Origin of the sequence: Bradyrhizobium diazoefficiens USDA 110 (genome assembly GCF_000011365.1) — a bacterium.
Classification (GTDB): Bacteria; Pseudomonadota; Alphaproteobacteria; order Rhizobiales; family Xanthobacteraceae; genus Bradyrhizobium; species Bradyrhizobium diazoefficiens.
In genome coordinates this window covers 8915301-8929521 of the sequence record NC_004463.1, presented here as the reverse complement: position 1 = coordinate 8929521, position 14221 = coordinate 8915301, and the positions used below count along the sequence as shown (strand labels likewise).

At 65.7% G+C, this 14221-nt stretch carries 10 protein-coding genes; 5 read left to right on the top strand and 5 right to left on the bottom strand.

From position 1 onward, the window contains the following. Positions 1-34: 34 nt before the first annotated feature. Complete coding sequence (locus tag BJA_RS41275) at positions 35-661, top strand: glutathione S-transferase family protein (RefSeq protein WP_011090855.1); 627 nt, start codon at positions 35-37, stop codon at positions 659-661. A 175-nt stretch (positions 662-836) separates the two neighbouring features. Here the strand turns inward: BJA_RS41275 and BJA_RS41270 are convergent, their stop codons facing one another. From BJA_RS41270 to BJA_RS41260, 3 genes are all read right to left on the bottom strand, one after another. Further along, on the bottom strand, positions 837-1472 hold the full coding sequence (locus tag BJA_RS41270) for a LysE family translocator (RefSeq protein WP_011090854.1): 636 nt from the start codon (positions 1470-1472) through the stop codon (positions 837-839). 276 nt (positions 1473-1748) lie between these two features. Beyond that, positions 1749-4820: a DNA polymerase I gene (gene polA / locus BJA_RS41265; RefSeq protein ID WP_011090853.1), complete on the bottom strand. Its 3072-nt coding sequence runs from the start codon at positions 4818-4820 to the stop codon at positions 1749-1751. Positions 4821-5036: 216 nt separating this feature from the next. After that, positions 5037-6104, bottom strand: coding sequence for an acyltransferase family protein (locus tag BJA_RS41260; RefSeq protein ID WP_038967713.1), 1068 nt, complete (start codon positions 6102-6104; stop codon positions 5037-5039). Between the two features lie 193 nt (positions 6105-6297). Here BJA_RS41260 and BJA_RS41255 point away from each other — a divergent pair, with 193 nt between their 5' ends. The 4 genes from BJA_RS41255 (at position 6298) to BJA_RS41240 (ending at position 12546) form a co-directional block, all read left to right on the top strand. After that, complete coding sequence (locus BJA_RS41255) at positions 6298-7614, top strand: UDP-glucose dehydrogenase family protein (RefSeq protein WP_011090851.1); 1317 nt, start codon at positions 6298-6300, stop codon at positions 7612-7614. Positions 7615-7736: 122 nt separating this feature from the next. Further along, on the top strand, positions 7737-10211 hold the full coding sequence (hrpB, locus tag BJA_RS41250; protein ID WP_038968081.1) for an ATP-dependent helicase HrpB: 2475 nt from the start codon (positions 7737-7739) through the stop codon (positions 10209-10211). A 129-nt stretch (positions 10212-10340) separates the two neighbouring features. After that, on the top strand, positions 10341-10853 hold the full coding sequence (locus BJA_RS41245) for a TIGR02281 family clan AA aspartic protease (protein ID WP_162494178.1): 513 nt from the start codon (positions 10341-10343) through the stop codon (positions 10851-10853). Positions 10854-11046: 193 nt separating this feature from the next. Continuing rightward, the gene (locus BJA_RS41240; RefSeq protein WP_011090848.1) at positions 11047-12546 is read left to right on the top strand and encodes a phosphomannomutase/phosphoglucomutase; all 1500 of its coding nucleotides are present in this window, start codon (positions 11047-11049) and stop codon (positions 12544-12546) included. 148 nt (positions 12547-12694) lie between these two features. Here the strand turns inward: BJA_RS41240 and BJA_RS41235 are convergent, their stop codons facing one another. After that, a complete protein-coding gene (locus BJA_RS41235) occupies positions 12695-13204 on the bottom strand; it encodes an Lrp/AsnC family transcriptional regulator (protein WP_011090847.1) in 510 nt (169 codons plus the stop codon). A 67-nt stretch (positions 13205-13271) separates the two neighbouring features. Beyond that, positions 13272-14219: a sugar kinase gene (locus BJA_RS41230; RefSeq protein ID WP_038966070.1), complete on the bottom strand. Its 948-nt coding sequence runs from the start codon at positions 14217-14219 to the stop codon at positions 13272-13274. Between the last annotated feature and the right edge of the window lie 2 nt (positions 14220-14221).

Genomic DNA, 14221 nt, shown 5'->3' with positions numbered 1-14221 from the left:
GGGGGCTCATGCCTTTTGGGGAAGGAAACGACGCATGACCATCGAGCTGCACACCTGGAACACGCCGAACGGCCGCAAGATCTCGGTTGCGCTGGAGGAAATGGGGCTGCCCTACAAGGTGATCCCGGTGAACATCACCAAGGGCGAGCAGATGGCCCCGGAGTTCCTGAAGCTCTCCCCCAACAACAAGATCCCTGCGATCGTCGACCCCGAGGGGCCGGACGGCAAGCCCGTCAGCATCTTCGAATCCGGTGCGATCCTGCTCTACCTGGGCGAAAAGACCGGCAAATTCCTGCCGAAATCGCTCGCGGGTCGTATCCCGGTCTACGAATGGCTGATGTGGCAGATGGGCGGCTTCGGCCCGATGCCCGGCCAGGTGCATCATTTCATCGCGCTCGAGAACGAGCAGGACCGCGCCTACGGCCTGAAGCGCTTCATGGCCGAAACCCGCCGGCTCTACGCCGTGCTCGACCGCCGGCTGGCGGACCGCGACTTCGTCGCCGGCGACCTCTCGGTTGCCGATTTTGCCATCCTGGGCTGGGCCTGGCGCCATCCACGCCACAAGGTTGAGCTGGCCGACTTCCCCAACGTCAAGCGCTGGTACGAGGCCCTGATGGCGCGGCCTGCGGTGAAGCGGGGCATGGACGCGAAGCTGGATTGAGCTTTCTTCTCCCTCTCCCCGTTCTTACGGGGCCGCGACGAGCTTCGCTCGCGCTGGGAGGGTTGGGGTGAGGGCTTCTCTCCACACGCGAGATCGGCGTGAGACCTGTACCCCCTCACCCGGATTGCTTCGCAATCCGACCTCTCCCCGCAAGCGAGGAGAGGTTAAGAGGCAATCACACCTTCCGCGCCTCCACCGCCATCCTGACCGCAAGCCCGGCCAGCACCGTGCCCATCAGCCAGCGCTGCACCAGCATCCAGCTCGGCCGGTTCGCCAGGAACAGCGCGATCGATCCGGCCGCGAGCGCGATCATCGCATTCACGCTGACGCTGATCGCGATCTGGATCGCGCCCAGCACCACCGACTGCGTCAGCACGCTGCCGGCGGCGGGATCGATGAACTGCGGCAGCAGCGCCAGATACAGCATCGCGATCTTCGGATTGAGCAGGTTGGTGACGAACCCCATCGCGAACAATTTGCGCGGACTGTCGATCGCAAGCTGCTTCACCTGGAACGGCGAGCGCCCGCCCGGCTTCACCGCCTGCCAGGCCAGCCACAGCAGATAACCGGCGCCGGCAAAGCGCAGCGCGTCATAGGCAAAGGGAATGGCGAGCAGCAGCGCCGTGATGCCGAACGCCGCGCACAGCATGTAGAACACGAAGCCGAGCGCCACGCCGCCGAGCGAGACGATGCCCGCCGCCGGCCCCTGCGTGATCGAGCGCGAGATCAGGTAGATCATGTTCGGTCCCGGCGTGAGCACGAGGCCGAGGCAGACGAGAGCGAAGCCGAGCAGCGCGGAAGTGTGGGGCATGGGAGAACCGGTGCAGGAGATGCGGTGGTTCTAATATGCGCGAGGCGGCGGAGCCATCGCGCAATTGCTCGGAGGACAATTCGATTCAGTGCGTGTCTCTCTGGGCGTCGTCCCGGCGAAGGCCGGGACCCATACCCCCAGGGAGAAGTGTGGTGCGGGATCGTAGTGGGCAATCTTCGCCCAACTCGATCCTGTGGTTATGGGTCCCGGCCTTCGCCGGGACGACACCGTGTTTGTGGCGTCAGCGAAGCGCAAGTGAGCCGAGGTGAAGAGCCGTCAATGCGCCTCGTCCCAGTTCTTCGCGGCGCGTGCATCGACGTGCAGCGGCACGGACAGCAGCACGGCCGGGAACGGCGCGTCCTGCATGACGTGCTGCACGACCGGCAGCGTCGCCTCGACCTCGGCGTCCGGCACCTCGAAGATCAATTCGTCATGCACCTGGAGCAGCATCTGCGCCGAGAGTTTCTTCTCGGCGAGTGCGTCCTCCACCCGCGTCATGGCACGGCGGATGATGTCGGCTGCGGTGCCCTGAAGACGCGCGTTGATCGCGGCGCGCTCGTTGAAGGCGCGCACCGAGGCGTTCGACGCCTTGATATCAGGATAGTGGCACTTGCGGCCGAACAGCGTGGTGACATAGCCGTGTTGCCGGCAGAAATCGCGCGTCTCGTCCATATAGGCGCGGATGCCGGGGAAGCGCTCGAAATACTTCTTGATGTAGGCCGAGGCCTCCTCGCGCGCGATGCCGAGCTGGTTGGCGAGGCCGAACGCCGAGATGCCGTAGATGATGCCGAAATTGATCGCTTTGGCCCGGCGGCGGATTTCGCTCGGCATGCCCTTGATCGGCACGCCGAACATTTCCGACGCGGTCATGGCGTGAATGTCGAGCCCGTCGCGGAACGCCTGCTTCAGCACGGGGATGTCGGCGATCTCGGCCAGCAGCCGCAATTCGATCTGCGAATAGTCGGCGGAGACGAGCTTGTGCCCGGGCGTCGCGATGAAAGCGCGGCGAATCTTGCGGCCGTCCTCGGTGCGCACCGGGATGTTCTGCAAGTTCGGCTCGTTCGACGACAGCCGGCCCGTCGTGGTCGCGGCCAGCGCGTAGGTCGTGTGCACGCGATGGGTCTGCGGATTGACGTATTCAGGCAGCGCGTCGGTGTAGGTCGATTTGAGTTTCGAGACCTGGCGCCACTCCAGAATCTTTTTCGGAAGGTCGTGGCCCTGCTCGGCGAGCTCGTCGAGCACCTGCGCGGTGGTCGACCATGCGCCGGTCTTGGTCTTGGTGCCGCCCGGCAGGCTCATCTTGCCGAACAGGATGTCGCCGATCTGCTTGGGGCTGCCGACATTGACCGGCTCGCCCGCGATCTCCTGGATCTCGGCTTCGACGCGGGCCGCGGTCTGGGCGAAGTCGCCGGAGAGACGCGACAGCACCTGGCGATCGATCGAGATGCCGCGCCGCTCCATGCGCGCGAGCACCGCGACCAGCGGCCGCTCCAATGTCTCATAGACCGTCGTCATGTGCTCGGCGACGAGGCGCGGCTTCAGCACGCGCCAGACCCGCAAGGCCATGTCGGCGCCTTCCGCTGACAGCGGCGCGGCCTTGTCGATCGGCACCTGGTCGAAGGTGATCTTGCCCTTGCCGCTGCCGAGCAACTCGCCCTCCTTCAGCATGGCGTGGCCGAACCAGCGCTCGGCGAGCGATTCCAGCCCGTGCGAGCCGCGGCCGGCGTCGAGCACATAAGAGATCAGCTGGGCGTCGTCGGTGTTGCGCAAGGTGATGCCGTGCTGCGCCAGCATGACGGCGGTGAATTTGACGTCGAAGCCGATCTTGAGGATGCCCGATGATTCCAGCACCGGCCGCAACGCGTCGATCGCGTCGGCATGCTTGACCTGATCGGGCGCAAGGCCGCCGTCGAACAGGCCGGCGCCGCCGCCGGACTGCTTGTGCGCCAGCGGCACGTAACACGCATCGTTCGGCGCGAGCGACAGCGCGACGCCACAGAGATCGGCCTGCATCGGATCGATCGAGTTCGCCCTGATCTCGATCGCGACATGGCCGGCATCGTGAATGCGCGCGATGAAGGCGTTCAATTCGGCGAGCGTCTTGATCGCCTGGTACTTGCCGCGGTCGACCGGAAGCTTGCGCAGCGCCTCTTCGCGCGCGGCGGCGAGCGAGATCGGCGCGCCCTTGATGCTGGCCGACTTGCCGCCTTTGTCGCCGCCCGTTGCCGTAACCGCAGGAGCGGCGAAGAGATCGCCGGACGTCGCGGACGAGGTCGTCCTGGCCGCGCTGTCGCCGCCGCGGGCCTCGCTGCTGTTCGCCACATCGGCATCGACATTGGCGGGATCGATCTGCGAATAGTCGGCGACGCGGCGCGTCAGCGTGGAGAACTCCATCGCCTTCAGGAAGGCGATCAGCTTGCGCGCGTCGGGCTCGTGGACGGCGAGGTCGTCGAGCGGCACCTCCAGCTCGACCTTGTCGTCGAGCAGCACCAGCTTGCGCGAGATCCGCGCCTTCTCGGCATTCTCGATCAGCGCCTCGCGCCGCTTCGGCTGCTTGATTTCGGTCGCGCGGAACAGGAGCTGCTCGAGGTCGCCATAATCGACGATCAGCTGCGCCGCGGTCTTGATGCCGATGCCGGGCACGCCGGGCACGTTGTCGGTGGAATCGCCGGCGAGCGCCTGCACCTCGACCACCTTCTCCGGCGGAACGCCAAATTTCTCGATCACCTCGGGAATGCCGATGCGGCGATCCTTCATGGTGTCGTACATCGTGATCCTGTCGTTCACGAGCTGCATCAAGTCCTTGTCGGAGGACACGATGGTCGTGGTGGCACCGCGGTCGCTCGCCTCCCGCGCATAGGTCGCGATCAGATCGTCGGCCTCGAAGCCGCCTTGTTCCAGGCAGGGCAGGTCGAAGGCGCGCACGGCCTCGCGGATCAGCGCGAATTGCGGGATCAGATCGTCAGGCGCCGGCGGCCGGTGCGCCTTGTACTCGGGGTAGATCTTGTTGCGGAAGGTGACCTCCGACTTGTCGAACACGATGGCCAGATGCGTCGGCCGGTTGTCGGCTGGCATGTCGCGCAAAAGCTTCCACAGCATGTTGCAGAAGCCGAGCACGGCATTGACCTGAAGACCGTCGGATTTGCGGTTCAGCGGCGGCAGCGCGTGATAGGCGCGGAAGATGTAGGAGGAACCGTCGACCAGGAAGACATGGTCGCCCTTGCCGGCCGCCTTCGCCGCCACCGGTTTGGCAGCAGTTGTCGCAGCGGATTTGCTGTCGGCGGCCGTCTTGGGCGCGGCAGCCTTGGTGTCAGCTTTGGCGGTGGTCTTCGGGGATGTCTTGGGCATGGCCGCAATGTATGAATTTTTGCGGGCTTTGACAGCCTTTGGAGGGGGATTTTTGGGCTGACGGCGCGACTATCCCCCGCTGTCATTCCTCGCATCCCCACTGTCATTCCCCGCGAAGGCGGGGAATCCAGTACGCCGCGGCTTCTCGGCTCAATCACTGGCGTCCCGGCGTACTGGGACGCCCGGTCGAGCCGGGCGACGACACCGAGAGTGCAGCTACTCCGCCGCCTGCAACCGCACGCCCGCCTTCTTCGGCGCGATCCAGAACGCATCCGGCCGTTCGAACAGGAAATCGGCACCGAGCCGCAGGGCGGCCTGCCAGATCGCGAGCGATCCAAGCACGCCGGCGATGGTGACGATCAGCGACACCGTGCCGATATCAGGAATGACGCCGGTGCGCAGCAGCAGCGTGCGCGTTGCCGCCATCGGCAGGAAGAAGGCGAGATAGATCACGATCGAGTGCTCGCCGCAGAAGCGGAAGAAGTTCAGCCACTGCGCGCGCGCGAGCAGCGTGCCCATGGTGATGATGGCGCAGGCCCCTGCAAAGCCGAGCACGAGTGAGACGACCTTCCATTCGCTGGCCCCATACGCGACGAGGCCGGCATTGATCAGCGCCCAGGTCGCGAGCGCTGCGAGTGCAGGCCCAGGATGGCTGCGCGCGCGATCCGACAGCGCGAACACGTACGGCGCGAACAGATAGCCCGAATAGAAATAGACGAAGCGCGCGCAGAACTCGTCGATCGCGGTCCAGCCGGTCGCGATGCGCGCCGTCTCCAGCGCCGCGGCGATGAGCCAGATCGCGAGCGGCGGGACGCGCCGTGTCAGCTTTGTGACGACGAAGAAGACCGGCAGCAGGTAGATGAACCAGAGCGTGCCGAACGGCTCGATGAAGGATTCGAGATACAAGAGGCCGACCTCGCGCCAGCTCGTCTCCGCCGCGAAGGCGGGCGCCTTGAAGCCGAACTGGATTGTCACCCAGACGACATAGAAATAGGCGAAATGCACCACCTTGCGGTCGAGATAGGTTCGCCAGTCGCGGTCGATCACCAATGACAGGAACAGGCCCGAAATCAGGAAGAAATCCGGCATCCGGAACGGCTTTGCGAAGGCCACGGCGACATGCATGAAACCGGTCTCGCCCGCGGCGAGCTCGACCCCAAGCACCGAATGCATCATCACGACCATGACGATGCAGATGCCCTTGGCATAGTCGACCCAGTCGACACGTGCGGCAGAAGGGGCGTTAACGCCCCCGTTCCCAGGGATTGTGCCTGATGGTGCCATGGTGTCCCGTTTCGAGGCGTGTTCCACCCGGCTCTGTGCGGGCGTGATGCAGTGTGGGGCCTTGCGGCTTACGACTTCTTTACCGGTTCAATTCGCGTGCCGGTTTTTGCTCGCAGACTGTTCCCTTCCATCGGGAAAATGCTAAACCGCCCCGCATTGGGGTTTCGTTAACCAAGCCAAGACAGGGTTTCTCATGCGAATCGCGATGATCGGAACGGGCTATGTGGGACTGGTGTCCGGGGCCTGCTTTGCGGATTTCGGTCACGACGTCACCTGCGTCGACAAGGACGAGAAGAAGATCGCGGCGCTCCATCGCGGCGAGATCCCGATCTACGAGCCCGGGCTCGACGAGCTGGTCGCGACCAACGTCAAGGCCAAGCGGCTCGACTTCACCACCGACCTGTCGAAGCCGGTCGCGGACGCCGATGCCGTCTTCATCGCGGTCGGCACGCCGTCGCGCCGCGGTGACGGCCACGCCGATCTGTCCTACGTCTACGCCGCCGCGAAAGAGATCGCGCAGTCGCTGTCGGGCTTCACCGTCGTGGTGACCAAGTCGACCGTGCCGGTCGGCACCGGCGACGAGGTCGAGCGCATCATCCGCGAAACCAATCCCAACGCCGACGTCGTCGTCGCCTCCAACCCCGAATTCCTGCGCGAGGGCGCGGCGATCCGCGACTTCAAGTTCCCGGACCGCGTCGTGGTCGGCACCTCCGACGAGCGCGCCCGCAAGGTGATGGGCGACATCTATCGCCCGCTGTCGCTGAACCAGGCGCCGCTGATGTTCACGGCGCGCCGCACCGCCGAGATGATCAAATACGCTGCCAACGCGTTCCTCGCGACCAAGATCACCTTCATCAACGAGATCGCGGACCTTTCCGAAAAGGTCGGGGCCAACGTGCAGGAGGTCGCGCGCGGCATTGGCCTGGACAACCGCATCGGCACCAAGTTCCTGCATGCAGGTCCCGGCTTCGGCGGCTCGTGCTTCCCGAAGGACACCAAGGCGCTGATCAAGATCGCGCAGGACTACGACGTGTCCTTGCGCATCGTCGAATCCGTGCTGGCCGTCAACGAGAACCGCAAGCGCGCGATGGCGCGCAAGGTCAGCCAGGCGCTTGGCGGCTCGCTGCGCGGCAAGACCATCGCCGTGCTCGGCCTCACCTTCAAGCCCGACACCGACGATATGCGCGATGCGCCGTCGATCCCGCTGGTGACCGGCCTGATCGACATGGGCGCCAAGGTGAAGGCCTTCGATCCCGTCGGCATGGAGCAGGCGAAGAGTGAGCTGCCCAGCATCACCTATTGCGAGGACGCCTATTCCTGTGCGCAAGGCGCCGATGCGCTGGTTGTCGTCACCGAATGGGTGCAGTTCCGCGGCCTCGATCTCGACCGGCTGAAGAGTGTCATGGCGCAGCCCGTCGTCGTCGACCTCCGCAACATCTACAGCCCCGAAGACATGCGCGCCGCCGGCTTCACCTACGAGAGCGTCGGCCGTCCGTCGGCGCAGGGCTGATAGCGACACACGATTGTCATACCCCGCGAAGGCGGGGTATCCAGTAACCCCGATCTTCGTGATGATTGGGACCTGAGTTTACTGGATCACCCGCCTTCGCGGGTGATGACGGACCGAGACCTTTGCCCCGCAGCTTCGACACGCCCCTCCCGATCGATGCCGTGCTCGACGATTTGTCGCGCACGCTCGAGGCACACAATGCGGCCGTGCTGGTGGCCCCGCCCGGCGCCGGCAAGACCACGCGCGTGCCTCTGGCGCTGCTCGATGCGCCCTGGGCCAAGGGCAAGAAGATCATCGTGCTGGAGCCGCGGCGCATCGCGGCGCGCGCCAGCGCCGATCGCATGGCCAAATCGCTCGGCGAGCGGGCAGGTGAGACCGTCGGCTACCGCGTCCGTTTCGGCTCGAAAATATCGCGCGCGACGCGCATCGAGGTCGTGACCGAAGGCATCTTCACCCGCCAGATCATGGACGATCCCGAGCTCTCCGGCGTTGCCGCCGTCCTGTTCGACGAATTTCACGAGCGTTCGCTCGACGCCGACATGGGCCTTGCGCTGGCGCGTGACGCGCAAACCGGCCTGCGCGAGGATCTGCGCATTCTCGTGATGTCGGCAACGCTCGACGGCGCCCGCGTCGCAAAGCTGCTCGGTGAGGCGCCCGTCGTCGAAAGCGAGGGCCGCGCCTTTCCGGTCGAGACGCGCTATCTCGGCCGCAAGGCGGACGCGCCGATCGAGCGGCAGATGGCGGATGCGATCGCCTCGGCGTTGCGCGCCGATGGCGGTTCGGTGCTGGCGTTCCTGCCCGGCGCCGCTGAAATCCGCCGCACCCAGAATTTCCTCGGCGAGCGCGTCCAGGACGCCAGTATCGAGATCGTGCCGCTGTTCGGCGCGCTCGATGCCGCCGCGCAGGATCGCGCCATTGCGCCCGCGCCGAAGGGCACGCGCAAGGTGGTGCTGGCGACCTCGATCGCGGAGACCTCGCTCACCATCGAAGGCGTGCGCATTGTCGTCGATTCCGGTCTTGCCCGCGTGCCGCGCTACGAGCCTGATATCGGCCTGACCCGGCTCGAGACCGTGCGCGCCTCGCGCGCGGCGGTGGATCAGCGCCGCGGCCGCGCCGGCCGCACCGAGCCGGGCGTCTGCTACCGGCTCTGGGACGAGCCGCAGACGGCGTCGCTCGCGCCCTACACCCAGCCGGAAATCCTCAGCGCCGATCTGTCCTCGCTCGTGCTCGATCTGGCGCAATGGGGCGTCACTGACCCCGCCGCGCTGTCGTTCCTCGACCCGCCGCCGCAGCCGGCCTGGAAGGAAGCCAAGAGCCTTCTCAGCGAGCTCAATGCGCTGGATGGCGACGGCCGCATCACCGCCGAGGGCAAGAGCCTGCGCGCGCTGGCATTGCCGCCGCGGCTGGCGCGCATGATCGTGGATTCGCATCGCGCCGGCGCGGGCGGAGACGCCGCCGAGATCGCGGCGATCCTCACCGAGCGCGGGCTCGGCGGCGACAGCGCCGATCTCGAGCACCGGCGCGACCAGTTCCGCCGCGACCGCTCACCGCGCGCATCGAGTGCGCGCGACCTTGCCCGGCGCTGGGCCTCGCAGGTCGCGGCGTCAGAGAAGGAGGGGCCGCAGGAAGATCTCTCGACCGGCCTGATGCTCGCCTATGCCTTCCCGGACCGCGTCGCGCGCAATCGCGGCAACGGCAGTTTCGTGCTCGCCAACGGTCGCGGCGCCGCCGTCGAGCAGACCTCGTCGCTCGCCCGCGCGCCCTATATCGCGATCGGCGAAATGACGGGCACGGCGGCGAGCGGCCGCATCCTGCTCGCCGCGCAAATCACCGAGGACGACATCGAGCGGCATTTCGCCGAGCATATCGAGACCGTTGACGAGATCTCGTTCGATCGCGGCGCGATGGCGCTGCGTGCACGGCGCAAGCGCGCGCTGCATGCGATCACGCTCTCTGAAGCTACGCTGGCTGTGTCGCCGTCGGAGGAGACCGCGCGCATCTTCGCGGATGGTCTGATCGCCGCGGGCCTCGACCGGTTGCCCTGGTCGAAGGCGGCCGAGCAATGGCGCGACCGCGTGATGTTCCTGCGCAAGGCCGAAGGCGACAGCTGGCCTGACCTGTCCGACGACGGGCTGATCGTGCGGCGCGACGACTGGCTGGTGCCCGCGCTCTACGACAAGATAGCGCTCAAGGATATCTCCGCCGGCGATCTCTCCGATGCGCTGATGGCGCTGTTGCCGTGGGAGATGCGCGCACGGCTCGACCGCGAGGCGCCGACGCATTTCGAGGCGCCGACCGGGACCGTGCTCGCGATCGACTACGAGGCCGAGCAGGGGCCGACCATCGCAGTGCGGCTCCAGGAGTTGTTTGGCCTCAACACCCATCCGTCGATCGCGGCCGGCAAGGTGCCGCTGGTGCTGGAATTGCTGTCGCCGGCGCAGCGCCCGGTGCAGGTGACGCGCGATCTCCCCGGTTTCTGGCGCGGCAGCTACGCCGCGGTACGCTCCGACCTGCGCGGCCGCTACCCGCGCCATCCCTGGCCGGAAGATCCGGCGAATGCATTGCCGACCCGGCGGGTCAAACCGCGCGGCACCTGAGAAATCACGAACCCGTATTAACCGTCCGCTCATCCTTTTCGTCAAAATGGCACTGGCCCGGCCGCGGCGTCGCTCGCGGACGGTCGTGTCGCGTGGTGAAATCGAGCTTTCCGGCTCGGAAGTGGTGTGATGCGTAACATAATGATCCTCGCGGCCATCATGATCGGCCTCGGCACCTTCATGGCGCAGATGGCGGACAGGATGAGCTCCGCTTCCGCCACGTCAGCGCCGCGCACGACGGTCGCGGTCGCAACCACGGCGCCGGCCGGTGGCCGCAGCCTCGCCATTGGCCGCGACGGCCGTGGCCATTTCCAGACCGAGGGCCGGATCGAGGGCCAGCGCATCGGCTTCATGGTCGACACCGGCGCCTCCGTCGTTGCGCTGAACGAGACCTCGGCCGCCCGCTTCGGCCTGCGTCCCTCGCGCGGCGAGTACAACGCCACCGTCTCCACCGCCAACGGCACCATCAAGGCCGCGCGCACCCGCATCGCCATGCTGGAGGTCGGCGGCCTCGTCGTGCGCGACGTCGACGCCATGGTGTTGCCGGACGAGGCGCTGTCGGAAAACCTGCTCGGCCTCTCCTTCCTGTCCCGCCTGAAGCGTTTCGAGTACGCCAACGGGCAGATGGTGCTGGAGCAGTAGAAGCCTCCCAAAGGCTCCTGCGACCGTATATTTCAAAAAGCGTCGTTGTTTCGACCGCTCTCGCGGTCAGATTTCCCCCGTTGCTAAACTGCCGCAATTATAAGCCACAAGCTGCCATTCCCGCCTTCCGCTGCGGCCTGGCATTCGCTAAGGCTGCATCAAATCCTGCCCCCCTTTTCACGAGACCGTCTCAATGTTTCCCAAGCCGAAATCCGTCTTGTTGCCCAACACCTACGCCTTCGAATCCGAGCCGATGGTGAAACCTACGGGTTTTCGCGAATACGACGCGCGCTGGCTGTTCCAGAAGGAAATCAACCTGATGGGGATCCAGGCGCTCGGCATGGGGCTGGGCGCACTGATCGCGGAACTCGGCGTCAAGCAGGAGATCGTCACCGGCCATGACTTCCGCGGCTATTCCGCCTCGATCAAATATGCGCTGATCTCCGGCCTGATGGCGGCGGGGTGCAAGGTGCACGACATCGGGCTCGCGGTGACGCCGATGGCCTATTTCGCGCAGTTCGATCTCGACGTGCCCTGCTGCGCGATGGTCACGGCCTCGCACAACGACAATGGCTGGACCGGCGTGAAGATGGGCGCCAACCGCCCGCTGACCTTCGGCCCGGACGAGATGACGCGGCTCAAGGAGATCGTGCTCAACGCCGATTTCAAGAACAAGGTCGGCGGCTCCTATCAATTCCACGAGAATTATCCGGCGCGCTACATCGCCGATCTCACCAGCCGTCCGAAGCTGACGCGCAAGCTCAAGGTCGTCGCGGCCTGCGGCAACGGCACCGCGGGCGCATTCGCGCCGCAGGTGCTGGAGGCGATCGGCTGCGAGGTGATCCCGCTCGACACCGAGCTCGACCACACGTTCCCGAAATACAATCCGAATCCTGAAGACATGGAGATGCTGCACGCGATCCGCGACGCGGTGCTGCAGCACAAGGCCGATGTCGGCCTCGGCTTCGACGGTGACGGCGACCGCTGCGGCGTCGTCGACAACACCGGCGAGGAAATCTTCGCCGACAAGGTCGGCGTGATGTTGGCGCGCGACATGTCGGCGATCCACAAGGACGCGCAGTTCATCGTCGACGTGAAATCGACCGGCCTCTTCATCACCGATCCGGTGTTGCAGAAGCAGGGCGCCAAGACCACCTATTGGAAGACCGGCCATTCCTACATGAAGCGCCGCACCCACGAGACGGGTGCGCTCGCCGGCTTCGAGAAGTCGGGCCACTTCTTCTTCAACAAGCCGTATGGACGCGGCTATGACGACGGCCTGGTCTCGGCGATTGCGATCTGCGATATGCTCGACCGCGCCCCCGGCAAGTCGATGGCCGACCTGAAGAACGCGCTGCCAAAAACCTGGTCGTCGCCGACCATGTCGCCGCATTGCGCCGACGAGGTCAAATACGGCGTCATCGACGCCGTGGTGAAGCATTTCGAAGGCTTGCAGGCCAAGGGTGCCAAGATCGGCGGCCAGGCGATCCGCGATCTCGTCACCGTCAACGGCGTGCGCGTCACGGTGGAAGACGGCAGCTGGGGCCTGATGCGTGCCTCCTCCAACAAGCCCGAGCTCGTGGTCGTGGTCGAGAGCCCGGTCTCCGAGCAGCGCATGCACGACATGTTCGAGATGGTGAACAGCGTGCTGCGCACGCATCCCGAAGTCGGCGCGTACAATCAGACGATCTGAGAGGGGCCGGTATCACCACATGCACTGCGTCATGCCCCGCGCAGGCGGGGCATCCAGTACGCCGCGGCCTCCCGGTTCAATCGCAGGCGTCTCGGAGTACTGGATCGCCCGGTCAAGCCGGGCGATGACACTTTTCGTGTGGTGAGCTCTAAGCCGCCACCACCGCCGGAATCGGCAGCGCGGTGACCGACTTGATCTTCTCCATCGCGAAGCGCGAGGTGACGTTCTTCAGCGGCACGGCGCTGATCAGCTTCTTGTAGAACACGTCATAGGCCTGCATGTCCGCGACCACGACGCGCAGCATGTAGTCGACGTCGCCGGCCATCCGGTAGAACTCCATCACCTCGGGCATGGCGCTGACGGCCTCGGCGAACTTCTTGAGCCAGGCGTCGGAATGATCTGAGCTCTCGACCGAGACGAACACGGAGATGCCGAGCCCGATCTTGTTCTGGTCGACGAGGGCGACCCGTTTCAGGATCACCCCGTCGGCCTCCAGCCGCTGGATGCGTTTCCAGCAGGGGGTCGAGGACAGGCCGACACGATCGCCGATCTCGGCGACGGACAGGGAGGCATCCTCCTGGAGTACCATCAGAATCTTGCGGTCGATGGCGTCGAGGCGGCGGCTGGTCTCGGGGATCTGGACGGCGAGGTCAGTCATTTGAAGAACTTTGTTTCATTATAGGGGTCGATTTCCCTGATATAGAGAAAATCCTTCCACGACAAGCCTATAATCTTGGCGACCCGCCCGGCGCCCTCGCTGGCGGTCCGTCTAAAAGCCTTTCAACTTCAACGCGTTGCGGGGCAGCCAGGCCGCCACCATGGCGGGTACATTTCAGCGCTGCGGCAGCCGCGGCGAATCGCAGCGCCTCCCGTACCACCGCACCCTCGGCCAGGCGAAGCGTGAAGGCACCATGGAAGACGTCGCCGGCGCCAAGCGTATCGACCGCATGAACCGGGAAGGCCGGTGTCTCCTCAAGCTCGCCTGCATCGTTCAGCCAGATCGTACCGAGGGGACCGCGTGTGGCGGCGAGAAAGGCCGGCGTCAGCTTCGCCAGGTGCCGCAATGCCTCGCCGTCGGCGGCGATGCCGGCAGTCTCCTGCACCTGTTCGCTGGCGAACAGAAGATGCGAGGCCGCCGTGAGCAGGCCGTCCTGCAAAGACATCGCGCGGTCGACGCCGACGATGACAGGTATGCCGCGCCGGCGCGCCTCGGCGCAGAGGGAGGTCGCGAACCCTGCACAGCGGCTTTCGACGAGGACCGCCCGACAATCGGCGAGCAGGACGTCAGCGTCCGGCAGCTTCACGCTCCACAGGCCGGGATCGCGATAGATCGTGAGTGTCCGCTCGCCGGAGGGCTCGATCATGATCGCGGAGACGGGCGTGGTCACATCAGGCATGCGCACGATATGGCCGGTGTCGATGCCTTCCTGCGCCATCCGTTCGAGAATGAAGCCGCTCGACGTCTCCCGGGCATCGCCCATGGGACCTGCGAACGAGACGCGGCCGCCAAGCCGTGCCATCGCGATCGCGGCATTGAGCGCGTTGCCGCCGCAGATCTCGGCAAGATGCGTGGCATTCGCCTTGCTGCCGCGTGCGGGCACGGCCTCGACGCGAAAGGTCAGGTCGCGCACGGGAATGCCGATGCAGAGGATGCGCGGCGCAATCCCGGCCATCA